The sequence below is a fragment of the Ensifer sp. R-19 genome (genome assembly GCF_049905105.1).
Classification (GTDB): Bacteria; Pseudomonadota; Alphaproteobacteria; order Rhizobiales; family Rhizobiaceae; genus Ensifer.
In genome coordinates this window covers 2,025,746-2,047,876 of the sequence record NZ_CP184569.1, presented here as the reverse complement: position 1 = coordinate 2,047,876, position 22,131 = coordinate 2,025,746, and the positions used below count along the sequence as shown (strand labels likewise).

The following is a 22,131-nucleotide window of genomic DNA, read 5'->3' as shown; positions in this document are numbered from 1 at the left end:
CCGGTGCATCGCAAGGCTTGGACATAAACGGCTAGCAGAGGTGCGTTCCTATGATACGCGTGCTTGATCTCGCCGCCTTCGCGGAGATGGCAACAGGCCTCGCGCTGGTGGTGGTGCCTTCGTTCGTGGGGCAGGTATTGCTTGGCGAGGCACTGACCGGGCCCGCTATCCCGACGGCCCGGGTGGCCGGTATTGCCCTGATCGCACTCGGCGTTGCCTGCTGGAGGAACTCAGGTCTCCTCGGCATGCTGATCTACAGTGCGGCAGTCACACTCTATCTGGCCTATTTCGGACTAACTGGCTCCGCGGGCGTCCTTCTGTGGCCCGCGGTCGCAGTTCATGCGGTGCTGTCGGTCTTGCTCTGGCGCAGTCGCAACTAACCCAACGTCACCTAGAGTGCCGTGCGTTCGACTGAACGCACAAAGGACGCCCTAGCACTTTGATTCTAGAGCATCTTTCGCCTCCAGTGCTTCCACTTGAGAGCGGGATGCGCTAGGCCGTGAACCCATAAATCAGCCGGGCGGACGACTTGCCGGTGTCCGCTATTCACCGAAAGCGACCAACGTTTGCAGCGCAGCTAAAAGAAGCAATGGGCCACAAGTAGAAGTTAACTCAACTTGCTCGTAAGGGGCGCACATACTGCTCCGGCAGCCCCGCCTTCCGCAGGGCATCAATCAAGTGTTGCTGAGCTTCAGGGCGTGCGTAGTGCAGTACCTGGATCACATTTCGAAGCGATAAATCCGGTTTCACCAGCTTCACCTTGGCGATCACCTCACTTGCACCAGTTAAGTCGCCTAATTGCGCGCGCGCGGCGGCTAGGTACAAGAGGCCACTGGAGCGTTGTACAGGGACACTCTCGAGCGCTTCGACTGCGTCAGCATATCGAGCGAGGTCAAAGAGCGTCAGGCCGCGAACCGCTGCAAACCAATCGGGCACGAAGGGACCCAAGCCTATGGCGGCATCGATTGTGGCCAACGCATCGGCCGGCCTGCCACTGGCGCGCTGCCAGTTCGCGTAGTCGCCCTTAATCTGTATATCGGCCGGATTGAGTGTCAGCGCCCTGTCAAAATGGAAGCGTGAACGGTCATGGTCTCCTGTCCAAAGGTAGTAGAGCGCTCTTGCCCAATGAGACGTGGCGTCGTTGGCATCTAGTTCCAGCGCTTGTTTCGAAGCGCTCTCGGCCTTGGCCATCTGATCGTCATCGAGCACAATGATATTGCTGATGGTAAGAGCTATCGCCAGCCAGGCATGCGCAAGTGCAAAATGCGGATCGACGGCAATTGCCCGCTCAAGTAGGGGTACGGCTTCGGCATCACGCTGATGGTCACATAGATTGCGGCCTTGTAACAGACAGTCATAAGCCGACCAGCTAGTAGTTGGTTTTGCACGGGCTTTTGCTGCTTCTGCAGCGTACATGCGGCCCTCCAGCATTGTTACTATTGCGGCCACAACAAGGTCCTGGACAGCGAAGATATCCTGCGCATCGCGATCGTAGCGGTCGGCCCAGACGTGAGTGCCGGTTATGGCATCGACCAACTGGGCTGTGATGCGTATTCGGTCGCCCAATTTGCGTAGACTACCCTCAACTACATAGGCAACGCCCAGTTCCCGCGCTACTTCGCTATGACTTTTTCCTTTGTTGGCAAAATGAAACGATGCGTGGCGAGCTACTACGGATAGGCCGTGAAAGCGGGCGAGTTCGGTAATGATATCCTCGGTGATCCCATCGGAAATGTACTGTTGCCCGGGATCACCACTCATGTTGGTAAATGGCAGTACTGCTATGGACGGTTTGATTCGTTCTACCGCTGTTGGTCGCACCGATGTTCCTGAGGGAGCTCCCAGACTATAGACCCGGACCGGCTGGGCGATATTCTTGAGTTGCTGCTCACCCATGTCTTCAAACGAGAGATCAAGGCGACTTCCTACGTTGTCGTGAACCATGCCGGTGACTGCATGCCGCCCGCCGGGGCAAGTCCCTCGATCCGCGCAGCGACGTTCACGCCTTCACCGAAAACATCGCCATCCTCAGCAATCACATCCCCCAAGTTGACGCCAATGCGGAGTTGGATGGCTCGGTCCTCTGACAGCTCTGCGTTCCGTGCTGCCATATCCTTCTGTAATGCGACTGCGCAGGCCACGGCCTTCACGACGCTGGGGAATTCCGCGAGAAAGCCATCCCCCATAGACTTAAACAGCCGACCTTGGTGCTCGGCGATCCTGGTTTCGATCACTTCGGCGCGGAGGTTCCGCACGACCGCCAAGGTGCCGTCCTCGTCCACGCCCATGAGGCGACTGTAACCGACTACATCGGCGGCAAGGATGGCAGCCAGACGGCGCTGAACGGACTTGTCCACCACTCGATAGTGTCCCTGTTGGTCACCTGGGCTCCCTTGCAGAGCCTGGTTGATGACAGGATAGCATACATAGCCGCGCCTGGCCGCAACCAGTTGTCCCAGAGCGAAGTCAGGCTGCTACGCGTCAGGTCTGCTAGGAGTCATTCGCGACGAAGCGGCGGTCGATTTTTCTTTCGTACCTGTCGGCGCGCGGCGCCTTCGTTCGTCTTCATGACGTGCACCAACGGAGAGCCACCGCATGAAGCTCTACTTCAGCCGCAATCCTAATCCTCGCCTGGCGGTTGCCGTCGCGCGGTATCTGCAGGCCGGGGTCGCGTTCGAATTTGCCGAACCCATGGCGCCGGGCCAGGCCGAACGTTTCCGGTCACTCAATCCGAACCTGCTGCTGCCGATCCTGGAGCGCACCGGCCGGTCGCTCTGGGAGGCGGATGCGATCGCCTGCTATCTTTCCCGCCAGACCGGTTCCAATTTCTGGCGGACGGATGACGACGAGCCGGAGATGATCCGCTGGATCAGCTGGGGGAAGGAGAACTTCGTGAAAGCCTGCGACATGGTGCATTGGGAGCGCGGCACCAAGCTGCGCTACGGCATCGGCCCCTGCGAGGAAGCGATGGTGGAGGAGGGGCTGCGGGAGTTTCATAGGGCGGCGAGGATACTCGAGGCTGAGCTCTCCGGTCGCGCGTGGCTGGTCGGCGACACGGTGTCCTTCGCCGATTTCCGCATGGCGACATTCCTGCCCTTTAACGACGCGGCGCGGCTACCGATCGGTGATTATCCGGCGCTCATGCGCTGGTCGCGGCGGCTTGAAGAGATCGAGACGTGGCGTGATCCTTTCCATGGTCTGGTCGCGCCTGAACTGCCGCCGCTGCCGGGGTGAAGGGTACAGATTTTGCCTTTGGTTCGGACGGCGCTGGCAGCGGCCCGCGTGGTGATGCCGGCGGTCGCCGCTGCCGAGCTTCATACCCTCGGCGCCTATTCGACAGGTGTCGCTTTGTGGACGACAACGCCCGCGACCAGTCCTGCGGTTTCTTCGCGCCACTGTTTGATCGAGGGGCCGTCGAGATGCAGGTCGAAAGCGGCTGCATCCTGATAGACCTCGTGGATGTGGATTTTCGCCTCGTCATCGTTCGACGTCATGATGTCGAAGCGGAGCGTTCCTTTCTCATCACGCAGGCAGCGAGCCCGATGGGCTTGCAACAGGGGGATGAGCTGTTCTCGATGGCCGGCAACGGCTTCGATTGTTCCAAGTACTACGAATTTTGACATGGTCATTTCCCTGGTCACTGGGGACGGCGCGACAAACCGGCGTGCCGTCCGTGTCTCTTCGTTTCAGAGCAGCGGGCCCGAGGCTCTCGCCGGCGCCTTTCGTCACGAAGCCGGCAGGGCCTCGAGCAGTTCGCCCGTTGTCAGGATCGCGTGCGCGAAAGTGGGGCCGTTCAGATCGTGGGCGGCATGCATCATTTCATGCGTGAAGGCGGCCGTCGCATCGCGCACAAGGGTCACGTGATAACCGAGCTCCATGCCGTAGCGGGCCGTGGATTCGATGCAGGTATTGGCGAGCAGGCCGACGATGATGAGATGCGTGATGCCGCGTTGCCGCAGCTGCTGGTCCAGGTCGGTATTGGCAAAGCCGCTCTGGCCCCAATGCTCCTTGGCCACCACGTCCCCGGCTTCGGCGCAAAATCCGGATGCCATTCCCCGCCCCATTCGCCGCGGGCGAACGAGTGGCGGTGCATGATGGCCTGCTGGGTCGGACTGGGATGCGCCCAGTCTTCGTAGTCGCCCGGTTCCCAGCGGCGATGCGGGGCGATGAAGACGCGTATTCCGGCGGCGCGGATTGCGGCATCGATCGACTTCAGGTTCTCGATCAGCCCGACGTCCTCGGCGATCGGCTTGATCCGGTCCCAGATCTTGCCGCCTTCCGAAAGGAAGTCGTTATAGGGGTCGACAAAGAGCAGGGCTGTCGTCTCTTTGCTGTAATTCGGCTTTGACATGGTCGTCTCCATTTTTATTGGTTCATAGAGACCTAGTTTCGAAGCGCCGCACGCTCGATGCTGGCAGCAAACAGCGGTGTCTCGCCCTTGTTGTGCGCAATCGACATCGGCTGTCGCTGCGCGCGGAACACGTCGAAGGGGATGCCTTGCCGGTCGAGCGAGGCCTTGAATTCCTCCGTCGCCCTGGAGCGAACGTGGTTGGTGAATTCGCACGTGTGCTCGTCAATGCGCCTGACGCTCAGTTCCCAAAGCACATGGATCGTGGTCCGGCCCGAAGGCGGGAAGAGATCCGAGACCGACTCCAGCACCAGGTGATGCTTCTCGCTCAGCGTCTCCACATAGTGCTGCACCATCAGGGTGCCGCCAATCGTTTCGACGTTGATCGACATGCGTCTGCCGTCGGGCGCTGTGGTAACGCCGGCGGCAATATGGGCCGGGGAGCAAAGCCGGTATTCCTCCTCGGCAAGCGTAAAGCACCAGCTCGGTATGTCGACCTTCTCGAAGGGGGCGTTGATGATGGCGCTGAAGCTGGAATCGACGATCTCGAGATCGCCGGTCTCGTGGCTGTTCATGGCAGACTCCTTTTCATGTCTGGCCTTTTCATGCTTGGCCTTTGAATGCCTGGCCGCATCGCGGGGGCCCTCATGGCCCGTTGCATTCCGTGCGACATCGCTTATATTAGATATGAAAATCATAGTGACAAGTGCCTATGAAAAAGAAAGTGACAAAGTGGAAAAGAATTCTGCCGAACGCACCTTGTGCCCGGTGGCGCGCTCCGAGGCCGTCGTGGGGGACCGCTGGACCGTGCTGATCCTGCGCGAGCTGTTCATGCGCGGACATCGCTTCGAGGAGATCCAGGCGCAGACGGGGGGCACGCCTCAGATGATCACCGCGCGCCTGAAGGCGCTGGAAACGGAAGGCATGGTGGAACGCCGCCAGTACAACCAGCGCCCGCCGCGCTTTGAGTATCACCTGACGGAAAAGGGAAACGCCTTCTACCCGGTCATCCTGGCGCTGCGCGCCTGGGGCGAAGCCTGGGTGAAGGCACCCGAAGAGGGGCGGGCGGTCAACTACACCCATCTGACCTGCGGCAAACCGGCAGGGCTGGGTCCGCTCTGCGAGAGCTGCGGCGAGCCCTTGAAGCGGGCGGATCTCAGCGCCGAGCTCAATCCGGCCTATGCCCAGGAAAGGGAAGAGCGGTGGGAACGGTTCAAGGAGAGCCGGTAGTCCGCATTCCGCTGCCGGGCGGGCGGCACGCCTGAGACACCACTGCCAGGCCATTGCGGAATGCGATCATCTCTGCTCTCCTCTGGACGTGCCGGGTGACGGCGCCAGACCGCCCGGGCGGTCGGACGCTTGCGGCTGCAATCGCCGGAAATGGCCGAGAAGCGGCCTGTCTCGCCGACTTTCCCGCCCAACCATTCCCGCCCAAAATCCGAAAGGTGTTTCGCGTTTTTTAGGCAAGCGCGATTTGCCCTCCTTCAGTAGCCTTTGCCTTGTCCCGCTGGAGACGGGACGCGTCGCAAAGGGATGGAGGAGAGACCCTTGGCAAGCATTTCAGAGGACACTACGCGTACCCAGAATCTGGCCCAGAATCCGGCCCAGAATCCCGAAGACGAACGGCTGAGCATCGGCGCCAACCTCGCCTATGGTCTGCAGCACGTTTTGACCATGTATGGCGGCATCGTTGCCGTCCCCTTGATCCTTGGCCAGGCGGCGGGCTTGAATTCCGCCGATGTCGGCCTGCTCGTCACCGCATCGCTCTTTGCTGGCGGTCTCGCAACTATCCTGCAGACGATCGGCTTGCCTTTCTTCGGCAGCCGCCTGCCGTTGGTGCAGGGCGTTTCGTTCTCGGGCGTCGCGACGATGATCGCGATTTCAGGCAATGGCGGCATTCCGGCCATTCTCGGCGCCGTCATCGCGGCCTCGCTGATCGGTCTTCTGATCACGCCGATATTCTCGCGCGTCACGCGCTTCTTTCCGCCGCTCGTTACCGGCATCGTCATCACCACCATCGGCCTTACGCTGATGCCGGTGGCAGCGTTCTGGGCCATGGGCGGCAACAAGGCGGCGCCGGACTTTGGCAGCACCGCCAACATTCAGCTTGCGGCGGTGACGCTCGTCATCGTCTTGCTGCTCAGCAAGCTCGGCAGTGCTTCGATTTCCAGGCTTTCGATCCTGCTTTCGATCGTGATCGGCACGGGCATCGCCTACGTCGCCGGCATGACCGACTTTTCGCAGGTGGCAAACGGCCCGGTCTTCGCGCTGCCGAAGATTTTCCACTTCGGTTATCCGACCTTCGAACTGGCGGCGATCATCTCCATGCTGATCGTCATCATCGTGACGCTGGTCGAAACTTCGGCGGATATTCTCGCCGTCGGCGAGATCGTCGAGACCAAGGTGGATTCGCGCCGGCTCGGCGACGGCCTGCGCGCCGACATGCTGTCGAGCATCCTGGCACCTGTCGTCGGCTCCTTCACCCAGAGCGCTTTTGCCCAGAATGTCGGCCTCGTGGCGGTCACCGGCGTCAAGAGCCGCTATGTGGTGGCAACGGGCGGAATGTTCCTGGTGACGCTCGGCCTTTTGCCGATCATGGGGCGCGTCGTTGCTTCCGTCCCGACCTCCGTTCTCGGCGGCGCCGGCCTCGTGCTCTTCGGCACGGTCGCGGCTAGCGGCATCCGTACGCTGTCCAAGGTCGAGTACAACAACAACATGAACCTGGTGATCGTCGCCACCTCGATCGGCTTCGGCATGATCCCGATTGCGGCCCCCGGCTTCTACGAGCATTTCCCGGCCTGGGTCGCGACGATCTTCCATTCGGGCATCTCGTCGGCCGCCGTGATGGCGATCCTGCTCAACCTCTTGTTCAACCACTTCACGGCAGGCAATTCCGATCAGCAGTCGGTCTTCGCCGCGGCAACGGAGCGCACGATCCGCTACCAGGACATCGCCCGTCTGCATGACGGCGACTACTTCCTCAACGGCAAGCTCTACGATGCCAAGGGCGCGGAAGTGCCGCTGATTGCGGCGGAGGCGCACTGAGCCGGCCCGATCTTTGGAACACGCAATCCCGGGCGGAAGTCGCTTCAGACTTTTCCTGGGATTGTTTTGAAACACGCAATCCCGGACGGAAAACCGCTTCGCACTTTTCCTGGGATTGCTCTGAAATACGCAACTCCGGACGAAAAACCGCTTCGCACTTTTTCTGAAGTTGCTCTGAGACCCGCAATCCCGGACGGAAAACCGCTTCGCACTTTTCTTGGGATTGCTCGGAAATACGCAACTCCGGACGAAAAACCGCTTCGCACTTTTTCTGGAGTTGCTTTGAAACCCGCCATTCCGGGCAGGAAGCCGTTTCCTGTTTTTCCTGGCGTTGCTCTCAAAACCCAACAAAAGGACACTGGGAATGACACAGCAGACCGATAACTACCAACTCCTCGATGCACTGCTTGGCACGATGGAGCGCGGCATCATCCCGGCAACGGAAGCCGGTGTTGCTGCCGGCAACAAGATCTTCGGCGCGGCACTGATGCGCAAGTCCGATCTTTCGACCGTGCTCGTCGAGACCAACAACGAAACGGAAAACCCGCTCTGGCACGGCGAAGTGCACACGCTGAAGCGCTTCTACGAGATCGAGGGTACTGAGCGCCCGGACTCCCGCGATCTCATCTTCCTCTCCACGCATGAGCCCTGCTCGATGTGTCTGTCGGCGATCACCTGGGCGGGCTTCGACAATTTCTACTACTTCTTCAGCCACGAGGATTCCCGGGACAGCTTCTCCATTCCGCACGACCTGAAAATCCTGAAGGAGGTCTTCACGCTGGAGCCCGGCGGCTACAACCGCACGAACGCGTTTTGGAAGGGCCAGTCGATCCACGCGCTGATCGACGGCCTGCCCGAGCCGCAGCGCAAGGATTTGAAGGCTCGCGCAGACGCGATCCGCGCGAAGTACGACGAACTCTCCTCCACCTACCAGGACAGCAAGGACGGCAACGCCATCCCGCTGAACTGAGGCCTGAAAGACGGCCTGCGCATCGGACCATTTCATTGTCTCCTGCAGCGCCGCGCGTCCTATCAGACGCGCGGCGCTGTAGCGCTTTGAAGTGCTGCATGTTTGTGTCCTTCAATCGGCTACGATCGAAGGAAACATGCAGTTGATTCAATGAAATGGTCTATTTGTTTGAAAGATTGCGCATTCCTGCCGGCCCGAGCAGGTGATAGTTTCGCCGAAATAAAGTCACGTTTCGGGGGAGTTGCGTGAACTGGTCCAGGCCTCTCAGGGTGCACCTCAGCGTTCTGGTCGTCGCCTTGCTCATCTGCACGGCGACGCCGATCATCTGGATGGCGTTCAGCCAGGGCAGGGCGGCGGCCGTTCTCGGCGGCGCCAAGCACATGCGCGAGATGAGCTTTCGGCTGATCGAAGGCTACAGGAATGCGTTGGAAGGCGGACATGAGGCCGTCGGACTGGCGTCCGCGGTACCTCAACTCATACCCACGCCGCCTGCGGAACTTGAGGCAAAACAGCAGTTCTTCCTGGAGGTGCTTCGAAGCGTGTCCAACGCGACGAGCATCTATGCCGGTTATCCTGACGGTTCCTACGTGCAGGTGATCAACACCGAGAGGGACTATGTCCGCCAGAGCCTTTCGGCGCCGGCGGAGGCGAACTTCGCCATCCGGACGATCACGCCCAGGCAGGGTTCGCAGGCTCAGTCGACCCTTCAGTTTCTCGACCGCGAGACAAGGCCGATCGGAGAGCCGAGGTTTGAGCCGACATCCTTCGATCCACGGCAACGTCCGTGGTATCAGGCCGCCGTTTCAAGCGGTGCGCCGGTGTCCGTCGGGCCCTTCGTCGCGGGAACGCTCCGGGTTCCGACGCTCGCTTTGGCCGCGCCGATGAAGGGCGACCACCGGGTCGTGGTTGGCGTCAACATTCACCTGCAGACCGTCAGCCGGCTGCTCGATCCGCGGGAGATTTCGCCGCGCGCCCGGTCCTTCATCATCGGCGACGGCGACACGATCGTCGCCCATTCCGACCCGGCGATCATGGGCAGGATCTTGGGAACCTGGTCGGGCGGGCGCGCCGTCGACATGGGCAGCCTCGACATGAGCGTGGAGGCCGTGGCGCGACTGCGCAAGGATCCGCGCTATGCCAATGGTGGCCTTGCCGAGATTGATCTTGAGGGCGAAAGCTATCTGGCGCAGGTCGCGCCGGTCAGCGTTGACGGCCTGTTCAAGGGGAGCTCGGTCGCAATCGTCGTGCCGCTCGACGATCTCGTGGCGCAGGCCAACCGGTTGCTGGTGCGCAACCTGTTGATTGCCGCCGGCCTTCTGGTGGCCGGCGTGTTCGGATCGCTGATGCTGTCGCGGGTGATCAGCCAGAAGCTTTACCGGCTTGCCGACGAGGCGCGCCGGATCGGCGATCTGAATTTCACCGGCAAGGGCGTGGCGCATTCGTGGATCACCGAGATCAACACGCTCGGGGGCGCGCTTGCTGCCAGCCGCCGTGCCATCGTGCAATTTGCGCTCTACGTGCCGCGCGAGGTGGTGCGGCGGATCATAGACCCTCAGGGCGGGGCGGTGGTCAAGGGCAGGCGGCAGGAGGTGACGGCACTCTTCACCGACATTCGCGACTTCACCACCATTTCCGAGCAGCATTCGCCGGAGGATGTGGTCGACATTCTCTCTGCCTATTTCGAGCTCCTGAACGGCATCGCCGAAGAGCATGGCGGGACCGTGGTGCAATATCTCGGCGATTCCATCTTCGTCGTGTGGAATGCGCCCGTCGAGGATATCAGGCACGCCGAACACGGCTGTCGTTGCGCGCTGGCGATGAAGGCGGCGGTCGAGGGCCTGAATGCTGCCAACCGCCAGGCGGGCCGGCCCGAATTGTTCACACGCTTCGGTCTGCACACCGGTCCGGCCGTCGTCGGCAGCATCGGGGCGGCCTCGCGCCAGCAATACACGGCCATGGGCGACACCATCAACGTCGCCTCCAGGCTCGAAGGGTTGAACAAGGAGTTCAATACGTCGATCCTGGTGAGCGTCGCCGTGCACGACGCGGTCGCCCGCAGCTTTGTTTTCCGCGAAATCGGGCTAGTGCAGGTCAAGGGACGCGCTGCGAAGATCGACCTTTGGGAACTGGTGGGGGAACGCGGCGGGTAGGGCCGGCGGATCGCGCCGCCTGCCTCATCGATCCGCCAGAAAGCCCGAGACCAGTGCGCGGAAAGCATCAATCGCCTTCGGCAGCACGGCCTGCGGATCATCACTGGCGGCGACCCATAGGGCGGCGTTGAGCGCGGCACCGCTCAAGAGCCTTGCGGCGGCTTCCGGATCAACCGGCTTCAGCACGCCTTTCTCCAGCAGCTGCTCCACCGACCGCTTCGTCGCCACCAGGCAGCTGTTCTGGCTCGGCCATTTCGAGGGGTCGCCGAGCACGGCGGGGCCGTCGAGCAGCACGATGCGCTGGACCTCCGGGTCGAGCGCCATCTCGATATAGGCGGCACCTTCCGCAAGCATGGACTGCCAGGCGTCGTCGTTTGCGCCGCCGATCTCCTTGGCGCGCGCGGCCATTTCGCCGTCGATCTCATTGACGACGGCGGCGAGCAGCCCGCGTTTGTCGCCGAAATTATGGTAGAGCGCGCCGCGCGTCAGGCCGACATCGGCGGTGAGCTCATCCATGGAAGCGGCGGCGTAACCCTTTTCGGCGAAGGCCTTTCGGCCCGCCGCTATCAGCTTCACGCGGTTTTCTTCCATCGTTTCCTGGCGCGTTCTGGCCATGTTGTCCTCAAATTCATATACGATGCGTATATGAATTTGACATACGCGCCGTATTTGGTTAGTTCATATACGTGGCGTATATCAAATGAAGCAGGTTTTGTGAAGTTCTGCCGGATCGGGCAGCGCTCGCCCGTTTCTGCGCCCTGGATTTAGCAAAGGACCAGACAGATGACTTCACGCGACGCAATCTTTCCCGCAAACAGGCACGCGCTTTACGAGGCCCACGGCTATTCGGCCGCGATCCGCTCTCAGGATCTGCTGTTCGTGTCCGGGCAGGTGGGGAGCCGCGAGGACGGCTCGCCCGAACCGGATTTCGCCCGCCAGGTCGAGCGCGCCTTCGACAATCTCAAGGCAACGCTCGCCGCGGCCGGCTGCAGCTTTGACGACATCGTCGATGTCACCACCTTCCACACCGACCCGGAAAACCAGTTCGAGACGATCATGACAATCAAGAACCGGATCTTCCCGGAAAAGCCCTATCCGAATTGGACCGCCATCGGCGTCAACTGGCTTGCCGGCTTTGATTTCGAGATCAAGGTGATTGCGCGGATTCCGGAGAGTGCTGGAGTTGGGCGCGAGCGGGCGGCCTGACACCGCCGGTAGACCGCTGACAAAGCCGAAATGCTTTTTGGCGAGGGTTGTCCCATTCTCCCTCATCCTCGCCCCTGTTGTTCAGTCCGGGGAGATACCTGACAGGTGTTCGGGGAGATAGCTGACACATCATCGGCTGGATTTGGTCTTGAGGAGATCGGTCCATGCCCTGGCGAGAGGTGTCGGCGATGGAAGAACGTCGCGAGTTCGTTCGTCTGGCGATGATGGAAGGAGCGAACCGGCGGGAGCTTTGCCGTCAGTTCGGCATCAGCGCGGATGTTGGCTACAAGTGGCTGGCGCGATGGGCGGCAGGCGATGGCGATCTGGGGACCGGTCGCGTCGTCCTCATGCCAGTCCCGGCCGCTGCAGCGAGAGGATCGAAGCTGCGGCGCTTTCGGTGCGCGACGCTCATCCGGCCCGGGGCGCCCGCAAGATCGCCGCCTGCCTGCGGCGCGACGGGCTGGAGCCGCCGGCGGTCTCGACCGTCCACGCGATATTGCGCCGTCACGGCCGGATCGATGGCTTCCCGACTTGTCCCGGCAAGGCCTGGCAACGCTTCGAAAAAGCCGAACCCAATCAGCTCTGGCAGATGGACTTCAAGGGCTGGGTCAAGCTGACGGGAGGCGAGCGTTGCCATCCCCTGACCATCGTCGACGATCATTCCCGCTTCTCGCCCTGCCTGAGGGCGTGTGCCGACCAGCAGGGCGTGACGGTCAAGGCTGAGCTGACGCGGACCTTCCGGCGCTATGGCCTGCCCCAGGCCTTCTTCGTCGATAACGGCCAGCCCTGGGGCGAACCGGGCGGCGAGCGGTGGACCCGCCTGTGCGTCTGGCTGCTCAAGCTCGGCGTCGAGGTGTGGCACAGCCGGCCCTACCATCCCCAGAGCCGCGGCAAGATCGAACGCTTCCACCGAACTCTGGAGGCCGAAGTCCTCGATCTGCGCGGCTTCAGCGATCTGGGCCAGGCCCAGATCGCCTTCGATCGCTGGCGTGAGATCTACAATCACCAACGGCCCCACGAAGCCCTGGGCCAGAACCCGCCAGCCAGCCGTTACCGACCGAGCGCACGGGCCATGCCCGGCTGCCTCCTCGACCCGCATTACGACAGCGGCGAGATCGTCCGCGTCGTCTCCACCACCAAGGCCTATGTCAGCTTCAAGGGCAGGCTATGGCGTGTGCCAAGAGCCTTCTGCGGAGAACGCCTCGCTATCCGCCCCCTGACCCGGGACGGCACCTATGGCGTCTTCTTCGCCTCACACAAGGTCGCAACCATCGACTTGACCAAACCCAAAACTGTCAGTCATCTCTCCGAACAGGTGTCCGCTATCTCCCCGGACTGAACACTTGTGGCGGGGATCCAGCGGCCCGGCGTCTGCCGGGTCAAAAGTCCTTTCAGCCCAAGGACTTGGGCTGGTCCGCAGTTCCATTGGAACTGCTAGAGATTCCTGTGACGAGCACAGGAATGACGGAGATTTTGGCTGACGCACCGGCTTCTCCCGCAAGCTTACAATGATCAAACATAGTTTTGTCAGCAGTCTGTCGGGTGGCTTAGTGCCGCCCGGAACAGTAACGCCGGATAATGCCCACGCCTAATGCAGATGCACCAGCTTGTCCGGGTTGCGCACCACATAGATCGCCACCACCTTGCCGTCCTCGATCTCAAGCGCGGTCGTCTGCAACTCGCCGTCGGCTTCCCTCGTTACGAAGCCGGGGAGACCGTTGATGAAGCCGGTGCGCACCAGGGTTGAGCCGTGTTTGGCAAAGAGGGCGGCCAGTTGCTGGTGCACCTTCATGACGGCATCGAAGCCGAGGATTGGCCGCATCGCCGCCGGGCGTTTGCCGCCGCCGTCGGAATGGACGCTGACATCGGCCGCCAGCATCGCGCCGAGCGTCTTCATGTCGCCGTTTCTGGAGGCCGCGAAGAAGGCATTGGCCAGTTCGAGCCCACGCTGTTGTTCGATCTGGAAGCGCGGTCGTTCCTCGCGCACATGGGTACGGGCACGGGCCGCGAGCTGGCGGCAGGCGGCGGCATCGCGGTCGATCGTCGTTGCGACTTCGTCGAAACTCAGGCCGAAGACGTCGTGCAACAGGAAGGCGGCGCGCTCCAGCGGGGAGAGCCGTTCAAGCGCAAGCATCAGGGGCAGGGTGACGTCATCCTCCGGCTCCTCCTCGACCACGGGGTCGGGCAGCCAGGGGCCGACATAGGTTTCGCGCTTGAGCCGCGCGGATTTCAATTGGTCGAGGCAGAGCCTGGTCACGGTACGGCGCAGGAAGGCTTCGGGTTCGCGCACAGCCGCACGGTCGGCCCCCATCCAGCGGATGAAGGCCTCCTGAACCATGTCCTCGGCATCGGCGACCGAGCCGAGCATGCGGTAGGCGACGCGGATCAGCTTCGGACGCAGCGGGTCGAAAACCGCCGCTGCGTCCTCTTGGGGGGTGCCCGTCATCAGGCGGCCTTCTCGGCTGCGGCCTTTGCCTCTGCCGGATCGACCCAGAGGCCAAAGCCGACGGCCAGGCGGTTCCAGCCATTGATGACGTTGATCATCAGCGTGAGCTTCACCTGTTCCTCCTCGGTGAAATGGTCCTTCAGCGCTTCGTAGGCCTGTTCATGGGTGTGGCCTTCCGAAAGCCGCGTCAGCGCTTCGGTCCAGCCTAGCGCGGCGCGCTCGCGATCGGAATAGCACGGCGCCTCGCGCCAGGCCGAAAGCAGGTAGATGCGCTGCTCGGTCTCGCCCTTGGCGCGCGCTTCCTGGGTGTGCATGTTGATGCAGTTGGCGCAGCCATTGATCTGCGAGGCGCGGATCTTGACGAGTTCGATGATGGTCGGGTCCAGGCTCGCGGCAACGGCGACGGAGGTGCCCATCCAGTTTTTCATCAGCTGGGGGGCGGCAGCGAAAAGGTCGATCTTGGCAGTCATGGTTCCGTTTCCTTTCGTTGGTTCCGATACCATGACGAGCGAGCTACGGCCGGTGTGACATCGGCGCGAAATTTTTTACGGAATCTTTTGCGGCGGGCTCGTCGGTAGCTTGGTTGATGCAACATTTGAAGGCGCATCTGGCGGCATCCTTCCCCGTCCGATCACGCCCTTTCCACCCGCGATCCACACGGTCGGCAGCGCCTATTCGGCGGAAGGTTGGCTGCGGCGTTCCAATATGGACTGAAACAGATCGGCCTGGCGCTCGGCGGCGAGGCGAATTTTCTTGAGCTGTCCGAGCAACGAGCCGAAGGCCGCAAGCGCGATGCCTGCGCCGACGGTCGGCAATGCCGACTGCACGGCAAGAATAATGCCCAGCCAGCCGAAAGACGGCACGATTGCGTGCAGCGCATCCGCCAGCGATACGACGATAAGCACCGCTCCGGCAATTTTCAGAAAAGTGTCCATGGCAGTTTCTCCACTCGCATTCCGTGCAAACTTTCTCCGTCTGCACGTCTTGTCAAGGGAGCGTGCGTTCTCTCGCTAAGGGAGCGCGACAGGGGGCTTGCGGTTCTGGTCTGTCATACCCCTGTAAAACGTCCTCTCTATCCCTCGGCGCCAGTTTCAACACGAGGGTATATCCATGAAATCCTTTGTTTCCGTCCTTGCCGGCGCTCTCGTCGCGGGCCTGCTTTCGACCGCGGCCTACGCCGAAAGCCTGGTGCTCTATACCAGCCAGCCGAACGAGGACGCGCAGGCGACCGTCGATGCGTTCCAGGCGGCCAATCCGGGCATCGAGGTCGAATGGGTGCGCGAGGGCACGACGAAGATCATGGCGAAGCTGATGGCCGAGATCGAAGCCGGCAATCCGGTCGCCGACGTGCTCTTGATCGCCGACACCGTGACGATGCAGCGGCTGAAGGAAGCCGGGCATCTGGCCGACTACAAGTCGCCGGAAGCGGGCAACTACGATGCTTCGCTCTATGATGCCGACGGCGCCTATTACTCCACCAAGATGATCACGACCGGCATCGTCTACAACACCGCGGCCGCGATGAAGCCTGCCGGCTGGCAGGATCTCACAAAGCCGGAAGCCAAGGGCCTCGTGACCATGCCGAGCCCGCTGACCTCGGGCGCGGCGCTGATCCATGCGCAGACGCTGACCAACATCGATGGTCTCGGCTGGGACTATTACAAGGCGCTCGCGGCAAATGGTGCCACGGCCGCTGGCGGCAACGGCGGCGTGCTGAAGGCGGTTGCGACCGGCGAGAAGGCCTATGGCATGCTCGTCGATTTCATGGCGATCCGCGAAAAGGCCAAGGGCGCGCCGGTGGAATTCGTCTTCCCGGCCGAGGGCGTTTCGGCTGTGACCGAACCAGTCGGCATCCTGAAGACTGCCAAGAACGTCGACGCCGCCAAGAAGTTCGTCGACTTCCTGCTTTCCGAGGAGGGCCAGAAGACGGCGGTGAAGATGGGCTACATCCCGGCCCGCAACGGCGTGGCGCTGCCCGAGGGCTATCCGGCCCGCGAGACGATCAAGGTGTTGCCGGTCAACGCCGCCGACGCGGTGAAGAACTCCGACGCCGACCTCAAGACTTTCTCCGGCATCTTCGGCACGAACTGATATCGGGAATGCTTGAACGCAATGACCTGCGCAGCCGGCCCCGCTGGCTGCGCTTTCCCTTTCAAAGCCGGACGCAGGACGTGCCGCAGGCGAGGGTGGGTGCCAGACCCGCCGCCGAGCCGCGCTGGCTGGTGCCCTTCGTTTTCGCCTGCCTGTTTCTGCTGTGCCTGCTGCCGCTCATCAGCCTGGCCAAGGCCGGCTTTGCCGGGCTCGTCTCCGGGCAGTCGATCGGCGTGCTCACCGAACCCGCGACCTTTGCAGCGATCCGCAACACGCTGATAACGGCGACCGGCGGCATGATCGTCTCCGTCGTTATCGGCGCTATCTTCGCCTTCGCCGTGGCGCTGACGGATGTGCGCGGCAAGCAGAGCTTAAGCTTCGCCTTCATGCTGCCGATGATGATCCCGCCGCAGGTGACCGCACTCGCCTGGGTGGAGATGACCGGGCCGGCGAGCCCGCTTCTGAAGACGCTGGGGATCGCGCCGCCGCTCGGCAGCCCGCAGCCGCTCTATTCGCTCGCGGGCATCTCGCTGCTTCTCGGCGTACAGCACGCACCACTGGTCTTCTTGGCGCTGAAAGCCGGGCTTTCAGCTTCCCCGCGGGATGGAGTGGAGGCGGCACGGCTTGCCGGTGCCACGCCGTTCCGCGTTTTCCGCGATATCGTCGCGCCGCTGTCGCTGCCGGGGCTGATTGCCGGGGCGGCGATCGCCTTCGTTTCGGGTGTGGGCAATTTCGGCATTCCGGCGATCCTCGGCATTCCCGCTGGGATCGAGGTGCTGCCGACCTTGATCTACACGAGGCTGGCAAGCTTCGGTGCCGGCACCTTCGGCGAGATCGCGCTGCTTTCGAGCCTCATCGCCGTGATCGCCGCGGCCGGGCTGATCCTGCAGCAGCGGGCGCTCTCAGGGAAGGACTACCGCATCATCGGCCTCTCCGGCGCCAATGCCGCTTTCGCGCTCGGGCGTTATCGCCTGGTCGTGGAGATGGCGCTGGTCGCGATCCTGTTCTTCGTGCTGGTGGCGCCGCTGGCTGCGCTTGTCGCAAGCTCGATGGTGCCGGCCTATGGCGTGCCGCTCAACCTTCAGACCGTGTCATTGCGCGCTTACGAAGAAATCCTCTTTCGCCAGTCGATGACGCTGAAGGCGCTTGGCAATTCGACGTTCCTTGCGACCACCGCAGCACTTGGCCTGCTCGCGGTCTCCGTACCCGCGGCCTACCTGATGACCCGGCGCAAGGGCTTGCTTGCCAATACGCTCGGCATCCTTATCGAGATCCCCTATGCGCTGCCCGGCATCGTGCTGGCTGTCGCCTTCATTCTCACCTTTGCGGCTCCGTTGCCTCTCCTCAGCGTCTCGCTCTACGGCACCATCTGGATCATCCTGATCGCCTATTTCTCCTCGTTCCTGGCCGTCAGCCTGAAACCCGTCATGAGCGCCTTTCTGCAGATGGATCCGTCGCTCGAGGAGGCCGCGCGTCTCTCGGGTGCCGGCTTCCTCAGGCGCATGCGTGACGTGATCCTGCCGCTGGTGGCGCCCGCCGCCGGGGCTGCGATCATCCTCGTCTTCCTCATCGCTGCCAACGAACTGACGGTCTCCGCACTGCTCTGGTCGGCCGGCACCCAGACGCTCGGTGTCGCCATCTTCAATCTCGACGACAGCGGTTCGTCCGATCTTGCCGCAGCGCTCTCGGTGCTTGTCGTGGTGATGGTCGTGCTGTTGATGGCGGCGCTCGAGGCGCTTGCGAAATATCTTCCCGAGGGCGTGCTGCCGTGGCGCAACTGATCCTCAATCACCTCACGAAACATTTCGGCGGCGGGCGGCCGGCGGTATCGGATGTTTCGCTGACCGTGCGGGAAGGCGGCTTCCTGGCGCTGCTCGGTCCCTCGGGCTGCGGCAAGACCACGGTGCTGCGCATGATCGCCGGCTTCGAGCAACCAACCGACGGCTCGATCGATTTCGGCGAAAGGCGGCTTTCCGACGCATCGCGGGCGCTGCCGCCGGAACGGCGCAACATGGCGATGGTGTTTCAGTCCTATGCGCTGTGGCCGCATATGACGGTGGCCGAGAATGTCGGCTATCCGCTGAAGGTGCGCGGCATTTCCGGTGAAGCCTGGCGACGAAGTGTCGGCGAGGCGCTGGCGCTGGTGAAGCTCACCGATTATGCTGATCGCCGGCCCGCGGCCCTCTCCGGCGGCCAGCGCCAGCGCGTGGCGCTTGCCCGCTGCCTGGTGACCTCGCCGGATGTGGTGCTGCTCGACGAGCCGCTCGCCAATCTCGACCAGCATCTGCGCAAGTCGATGGAGGAGACCTTCCGCATCTTCCACGAGCGCTCGGGCGCGACGATGATCTACGTGACCCACGACCAGGCCGAGGCGATGGCGCTCGCGACCGATGTCGCCGTCATGTCCGAGGGGCGGCTGATGCAGATGGCGTCGCCGGCGGAGATTTACGCGAGGCCTGAGGGTGCCGTCGTCGGCGGTCTGATTGGCCGCGGCTCGGTGCTCAGGCTGCCGCTGTCCGAGGGGGCGCCCAGGGCGCTGGAGTGGCCGGCGCTGCGGACCGCACTTGGCGGCATGCGCGAGGCGGGTGCGAGCAATGGGGCGATCCGTGACGTGCCAATGCGCGATGTGCTTGTGCGGCCGGAGCATGTGCGCCGCGACGGCGAGGGGGTGGCGCTTCGGGTCATCGCCTGCTCCTTCGAGGGCGAGCGTTTTGCGCTGACGCTTTCGCTGCCCGACGGGCAGGCGTTGAAGGCCTATGGCGACCAGGCGATGAAGCCCGGAGAGACCGGGCGCTTCGTTGTTGGCAGGGGCTGGCGGCTTTAGGGAAGGAGGTTGCGCCTTCTTGGGAACGCCACTTCCAAATGCTATATCGTAGCTATGGTCAAGAATGTCAGGAAGACAACGGGAAGAGTTGCGGATGCCGCGATAAGGCGTGAGCTTTACCGCGACAAGGACGGCATTTTTCACGAACGGCTGAAGTACAATAGCGAAGTTATTTCTCAATCCGTAGTCGGATCTTCGCGGTCCACTTCGAACCTACGACCGCAGACGGTTGTCGTCAAACAGGAGCAAGCGCCTGCGGCAGACAGTAGCGACGAAACCTACGACATCTCAAAGGAGGCGGCAGAAGACGTGTTCGCCCGCTTTGATTGGACGCTCTCCGAACTCGCCAAATGAAGCCAATATCCTTCGACGCCTTGGTGCAGGCCCATGACCTGACCATCAAGCGGCACGGCGGTGTTTCGGGCATCCGGGATGAAGGGGCCATTCGAGGCGCGATCGCGCGTCCCGTCAACATTGCGCTCTATGAAGGTGAGGTCACCGTCGGGAGGCTGGCGGCGGCCGTATGCGTTGGTATCGCCAAGGCGCACGGCTTTACCGACGGCAACAAGCGTGCAGCGCTATTCGCACTCGCCATGCAATTGCTCATCCTCGGCTACCGGCTTGACGCCACCCAGAAGGATATGCGCGATGTCATCTGGTCTGTCGCCGATGCCGATTGCCCGCTTTTTAGAGTGCTGTTCAATCACAATCCGGCTTGTCGAGCCGGACCTCGAATTGGCGCGGGCCGACCAGTCCGGGTTTCGACGGCAGGCCGATGATCCTTGCGATGACGGTGCATTTGCCCGCAATCACCGCAAAGCGGTCGCGGCCCTGGCTGATGATCTTGTCGATCGGATATCTGGGAACCGCGGCGGCAACCGCGTCGATGACGGCGGTGAGTTCGCGGGCGCGCTGATAGTTCGGCGCAAGGGCTGCAGCCGCCTGACTGGCGGCAAGAAGGAGGGCGAGGCAGCAGACGGTCGATCGGGCGAACATGGCAAGGCTCCTGTTTGGGAGAGGCAAGCAAGATGGCTGAGCAAGTTCAAGCATATCCGGTTGATCGGCACGCCGAGGGACGCGATCCGTTGACAGTTGCTACAGCGCCGCGCGTCTTATCAGACGCGCAAAGGTCGCTGTAGCACTTTGAATTGCTGCATGTTTTTTGTCCTTTAATCGGGTACGATTAAAGGAAACATGCAGTAGCCTGAAGCCGATCCTCGGCCCGACTTCGTCTCCAGCCTCCCGAACGGTCCGATGACATCCGAAACCTCGGCACAAGAAACGCCGCTTGCCGGCGGCAACGTCAACGCAAGCGTCGTGCGTGTGAGCGATACGGTGCGTCGCGCAACCGCGCCGCAGAGCGCAAGCGTCCACCGGCTGCTCCTTCATCTGGAGGCAAGGGGCTTTCAGGCGTCGCCGCGCTTCCTGGGCCTCGATGATCGTGGGCGCGAGGTCCTGAGCTTCCTTGATGGCGAGGCCGGCGTGTCTTCCGAGATCTGGCTTTCCGAGCGTGCCTTGACCGCCGCTGCCGCGCTGCTCAGGGCCTATCATGACGCGACTGCCGATTTCGAATTCACGGCGGCCGATCTCTGGGCCTTCCGGGATCCGGATCAAAGCCGCTCGGAGGTCGTCTGCCACAATGATTTTGCGCCGTACAATCTCATTTTCCGCGGCGGCGAACCGGCGGGGATCATCGACTTCGATCTCGCTGGGCCCGGGCCTCGCCTGCGCGATCTGGCCTATCTCGCCTACTGGATGGTGCCGCTTTCCTTCCATGCCGAGGAATTGAAGGCGGCGGCGCTCGCGGATCTCGGCGACGGCAGCCGGCGGCTGAAGCGCCTGTGTGCGGTCTATGGTCGTGCCTGCGACGACGCGCTGCTCACAATGGTGGTCGAGGTGCTTCGACATATGGGCGACGAGGCGGCAATGCTGGCGATGATCGGCGCGGCCGCGACCGAGCGCCTGAAGCGGGACGGGCATCTCGATCACTGGCAGCGGGAACGGGAAGCCTTCGAGCGCCATAGGGCATTGCTGTCGCTAAACATTGCGTAGCGGCCTTTGACGCACCGAGGACAGGCCGATGGCTCAGTGAAAAGATTTGCTGTCCTTTGAAATAAACCATTGAGTTAAATGAAACCGGTTGCTATATACAACCAGTATCCCGCGTAGATGCGTTGGGGAAACGAGGCGGGTGGCCTCATCGACAGGAGGATAAGATGAAGCTTTATCAGGGCATGGGGCCGAATTCGTATCGCGTACGCATCTTCATGGCGGAGAAGGAGATTTCGGTGCCGATGGTGGATGTCGATTTCGCCAAGGGCGAACACCGGGCGCCGGAGTTCCTGGCGGTCAATTCGCTCGGGCAGATCCCAGTGCTGGAGCTCGACGACGGAACCATCATCACCGAGAGCGTTGCGATCTGCCGCTATCTCGAGGAGACGAATCCCGAGCACCCGCTCTTCGGCCGCGATGCCGTCAGCCGTGCCAAGGTGGAGATGTGGAACCGTCGCGCCGAACTGGTGATCCTCGGCACCGTCGGCAATGTGGCGCTGCATTCGGACGCCTTCTTCGCCGAACGGCTGACGCAGTTTCCGGCTTTTGCCGAGACCGAGCGGGAGGCGGTGCCGAAGAAATGGGGCTGGCTCGACGACGAACTTTCGGATGGCCGGCCGTTCCTCGCCGGTGATGAGTTCTCGATCGCCGACATCACTGCAGGTGTGACGGCCTGGCTCTGCGATGTCTTCGGCATGGAGATCCCGGCTTCGGCCCGTCATGTTCAAAGCTGGCTGGAGCGGGTGCGCTCGCGGCCGAGTTTTGAGGCTTAGGGCTCAACAAAGGGCAGGGCGGTTGCCTGTACTGCGGATCTGCCCCTCATCCGGCCTGCCGGCCACCTTCTCCCCGCCACGCGGGGAGAAGGAGACTCGCGGCGGCCGCTCGTTCCATCTCGGCCAGTCTCCGTTGCCGCTTCTTGCACGGACAATGTCAGATCGTGAGGCGGCGTTGGTTCTCGTCCCCTCTCCCCGCAGGCGGGGAGAGGGGTAGGGTGAGGGG

General features: G+C 62.3%; 24 protein-coding genes and 1 pseudogene. 15 read left to right on the top strand and 10 right to left on the bottom strand.

The window, feature by feature from the left end; all coding sequences use genetic code 11:
• Window positions 1-50 precede the first annotated feature (50 nt).
• Window positions 51-380 (top strand): hypothetical protein, encoded by a 330-nt coding sequence (locus ACN9MO_RS10080; protein WP_113132234.1) that lies wholly within the window; start codon window positions 51-53, stop codon window positions 378-380.
• 232 nt (window positions 381-612) lie between these two features.
• Here ACN9MO_RS10080 and ACN9MO_RS10075 read toward each other — a convergent pair whose 3' ends face one another.
• Both ACN9MO_RS10075 and ACN9MO_RS10070 read right to left on the bottom strand, forming a co-directional pair.
• A complete protein-coding gene (locus ACN9MO_RS10075; RefSeq protein ID WP_162733576.1) occupies window positions 613-1,944 on the bottom strand; it encodes an adenylate/guanylate cyclase domain-containing protein in 1,332 nt (443 codons plus the stop codon).
• Window positions 1,926-2,360 (bottom strand): adenylate/guanylate cyclase domain-containing protein, encoded by a 435-nt coding sequence (locus ACN9MO_RS10070; protein ID WP_113132236.1) that lies wholly within the window; start codon window positions 2,358-2,360, stop codon window positions 1,926-1,928. Before ACN9MO_RS10070 ends, ACN9MO_RS10075 begins: the two co-directional genes overlap by 19 nt.
• Window positions 2,361-2,595: 235 nt before the next feature.
• On the opposite strand from ACN9MO_RS10070, the gene ACN9MO_RS10065 reads away from it, so the two are divergent.
• Entirely contained in the window at window positions 2,596-3,234 is a 639-nt protein-coding gene (locus ACN9MO_RS10065) for a glutathione S-transferase family protein (RefSeq protein WP_057253876.1), read from the top strand.
• A 95-nt stretch (window positions 3,235-3,329) separates the two neighbouring features.
• Here ACN9MO_RS10065 and ACN9MO_RS10060 read toward each other — a convergent pair whose 3' ends face one another.
• The 3 genes from ACN9MO_RS10060 to ACN9MO_RS10050 form a co-directional block, all read right to left on the bottom strand.
• A complete protein-coding gene (locus tag ACN9MO_RS10060) occupies window positions 3,330-3,623 on the bottom strand; it encodes a putative quinol monooxygenase (protein ID WP_057253878.1) in 294 nt (97 codons plus the stop codon).
• Between the two features lie 102 nt (window positions 3,624-3,725).
• Window positions 3,726-4,052: an isochorismatase family cysteine hydrolase gene (locus ACN9MO_RS10055; RefSeq protein ID WP_425984712.1), complete on the bottom strand. Its 327-nt coding sequence runs from the start codon at window positions 4,050-4,052 to the stop codon at window positions 3,726-3,728.
• A gap of 331 nt (window positions 4,053-4,383) precedes the next feature.
• On the bottom strand, window positions 4,384-4,923 hold the full coding sequence (locus tag ACN9MO_RS10050; protein WP_057253882.1) for a hypothetical protein: 540 nt from the start codon (window positions 4,921-4,923) through the stop codon (window positions 4,384-4,386).
• Window positions 4,924-5,080: 157 nt separating this feature from the next.
• Here ACN9MO_RS10050 and ACN9MO_RS10045 point away from each other — a divergent pair, with 157 nt between their 5' ends.
• The 4 genes from ACN9MO_RS10045 (at window position 5,081) to ACN9MO_RS10030 (ending at window position 10,513) form a co-directional block, all read left to right on the top strand.
• A complete protein-coding gene (locus tag ACN9MO_RS10045) occupies window positions 5,081-5,578 on the top strand; it encodes a winged helix-turn-helix transcriptional regulator (protein ID WP_057254424.1) in 498 nt (165 codons plus the stop codon).
• Between the two features lie 303 nt (window positions 5,579-5,881).
• Window positions 5,882-7,393 carry a nucleobase:cation symporter-2 family protein gene (locus ACN9MO_RS10040; protein ID WP_113133629.1) on the top strand — a complete coding sequence of 504 codons (1,512 nt, stop codon included), beginning with the start codon at window positions 5,882-5,884 and terminating at the stop codon, window positions 7,391-7,393.
• A 364-nt stretch (window positions 7,394-7,757) separates the two neighbouring features.
• Entirely contained in the window at window positions 7,758-8,363 is a 606-nt protein-coding gene (locus ACN9MO_RS10035) for a deaminase (RefSeq protein WP_057253886.1), read from the top strand.
• A gap of 245 nt (window positions 8,364-8,608) precedes the next feature.
• The gene (locus ACN9MO_RS10030; protein ID WP_057253888.1) at window positions 8,609-10,513 is read left to right on the top strand and encodes an adenylate/guanylate cyclase domain-containing protein; all 1,905 of its coding nucleotides are present in this window, start codon (window positions 8,609-8,611) and stop codon (window positions 10,511-10,513) included.
• 24 nt (window positions 10,514-10,537) lie between these two features.
• Here the strand turns inward: ACN9MO_RS10030 and ACN9MO_RS10025 are convergent, their stop codons facing one another.
• The gene (locus ACN9MO_RS10025) at window positions 10,538-11,128 is read right to left on the bottom strand and encodes a TetR/AcrR family transcriptional regulator (protein ID WP_057253890.1); all 591 of its coding nucleotides are present in this window, start codon (window positions 11,126-11,128) and stop codon (window positions 10,538-10,540) included.
• 168 nt (window positions 11,129-11,296) lie between these two features.
• Here ACN9MO_RS10025 and ACN9MO_RS10020 point away from each other — a divergent pair, with 168 nt between their 5' ends.
• Together ACN9MO_RS10020 and ACN9MO_RS10015 are read left to right on the top strand one after the other, a co-directional pair.
• Window positions 11,297-11,719 (top strand): RidA family protein, encoded by a 423-nt coding sequence (locus ACN9MO_RS10020; RefSeq protein ID WP_057253892.1) that lies wholly within the window; start codon window positions 11,297-11,299, stop codon window positions 11,717-11,719.
• Window positions 11,720-11,883: 164 nt separating this feature from the next.
• Window positions 11,884-13,058, top strand: a pseudogene (locus tag ACN9MO_RS10015) (IS481 family transposase).
• A 249-nt stretch (window positions 13,059-13,307) separates the two neighbouring features.
• Here the strand turns inward: ACN9MO_RS10015 and ACN9MO_RS10010 are convergent.
• The 3 genes from ACN9MO_RS10010 to ACN9MO_RS10000 all read right to left on the bottom strand — a co-directional run bounded on the left by ACN9MO_RS10010 (window position 13,308) and on the right by ACN9MO_RS10000 (window position 15,100).
• Window positions 13,308-14,165: a sigma-70 family RNA polymerase sigma factor gene (locus ACN9MO_RS10010; protein ID WP_057253896.1), complete on the bottom strand. Its 858-nt coding sequence runs from the start codon at window positions 14,163-14,165 to the stop codon at window positions 13,308-13,310.
• Window positions 14,165-14,635 (bottom strand): carboxymuconolactone decarboxylase family protein, encoded by a 471-nt coding sequence (locus ACN9MO_RS10005; protein WP_112994444.1) that lies wholly within the window; start codon window positions 14,633-14,635, stop codon window positions 14,165-14,167. Before ACN9MO_RS10005 ends, ACN9MO_RS10010 begins: the two co-directional genes overlap by 1 nt.
• Before the next feature lie 201 nt (window positions 14,636-14,836).
• Window positions 14,837-15,100 (bottom strand): hypothetical protein, encoded by a 264-nt coding sequence (locus ACN9MO_RS10000; protein WP_057253900.1) that lies wholly within the window; start codon window positions 15,098-15,100, stop codon window positions 14,837-14,839.
• A 175-nt stretch (window positions 15,101-15,275) separates the two neighbouring features.
• Here ACN9MO_RS10000 and ACN9MO_RS09995 point away from each other — a divergent pair, with 175 nt between their 5' ends.
• From ACN9MO_RS09995 to ACN9MO_RS09975, 5 genes are read left to right on the top strand one after another with little or no spacing between them, the layout of a single operon-like run.
• Complete coding sequence (locus tag ACN9MO_RS09995; protein WP_057253902.1) at window positions 15,276-16,256, top strand: ABC transporter substrate-binding protein; 981 nt, start codon at window positions 15,276-15,278, stop codon at window positions 16,254-16,256.
• A gap of 8 nt (window positions 16,257-16,264) precedes the next feature.
• Window positions 16,265-18,037 (top strand): ABC transporter permease, encoded by a 1,773-nt coding sequence (locus tag ACN9MO_RS09990; RefSeq protein WP_082616050.1) that lies wholly within the window; start codon window positions 16,265-16,267, stop codon window positions 18,035-18,037.
• On the top strand, window positions 18,025-19,080 hold the full coding sequence (locus ACN9MO_RS09985) for an ABC transporter ATP-binding protein (protein WP_113133971.1): 1,056 nt from the start codon (window positions 18,025-18,027) through the stop codon (window positions 19,078-19,080). The genes ACN9MO_RS09990 and ACN9MO_RS09985 overlap by 13 nt, the downstream gene beginning before the upstream one ends.
• A gap of 54 nt (window positions 19,081-19,134) precedes the next feature.
• Window positions 19,135-19,434, top strand: a complete 300-nt coding sequence (locus tag ACN9MO_RS09980) for a hypothetical protein (protein WP_113133970.1) — start codon at window positions 19,135-19,137, stop codon at window positions 19,432-19,434.
• Window positions 19,431-19,859: a type II toxin-antitoxin system death-on-curing family toxin gene (locus ACN9MO_RS09975; protein ID WP_113133969.1), complete on the top strand. Its 429-nt coding sequence runs from the start codon at window positions 19,431-19,433 to the stop codon at window positions 19,857-19,859. Before ACN9MO_RS09980 ends, ACN9MO_RS09975 begins: the two co-directional genes overlap by 4 nt.
• Here the strand turns inward: ACN9MO_RS09975 and ACN9MO_RS09970 are convergent.
• Window positions 19,780-20,076: a hypothetical protein gene (locus ACN9MO_RS09970; RefSeq protein WP_112994439.1), complete on the bottom strand. Its 297-nt coding sequence runs from the start codon at window positions 20,074-20,076 to the stop codon at window positions 19,780-19,782. The two genes, ACN9MO_RS09975 and ACN9MO_RS09970, sit on opposite strands and share 80 nt — an antisense overlap.
• A 258-nt stretch (window positions 20,077-20,334) precedes the next feature.
• Here ACN9MO_RS09970 and ACN9MO_RS09965 point away from each other — a divergent pair, with 258 nt between their 5' ends.
• Both ACN9MO_RS09965 and ACN9MO_RS09960 read left to right on the top strand, forming a co-directional pair.
• Window positions 20,335-21,132 (top strand): aminoglycoside phosphotransferase family protein, encoded by a 798-nt coding sequence (locus ACN9MO_RS09965; protein ID WP_112994438.1) that lies wholly within the window; start codon window positions 20,335-20,337, stop codon window positions 21,130-21,132.
• 164 nt (window positions 21,133-21,296) lie between these two features.
• Window positions 21,297-21,905, top strand: coding sequence for a glutathione S-transferase family protein (locus ACN9MO_RS09960; protein WP_058327097.1), 609 nt, complete (start codon window positions 21,297-21,299; stop codon window positions 21,903-21,905).
• Window positions 21,906-22,131 lie beyond the last annotated feature (226 nt).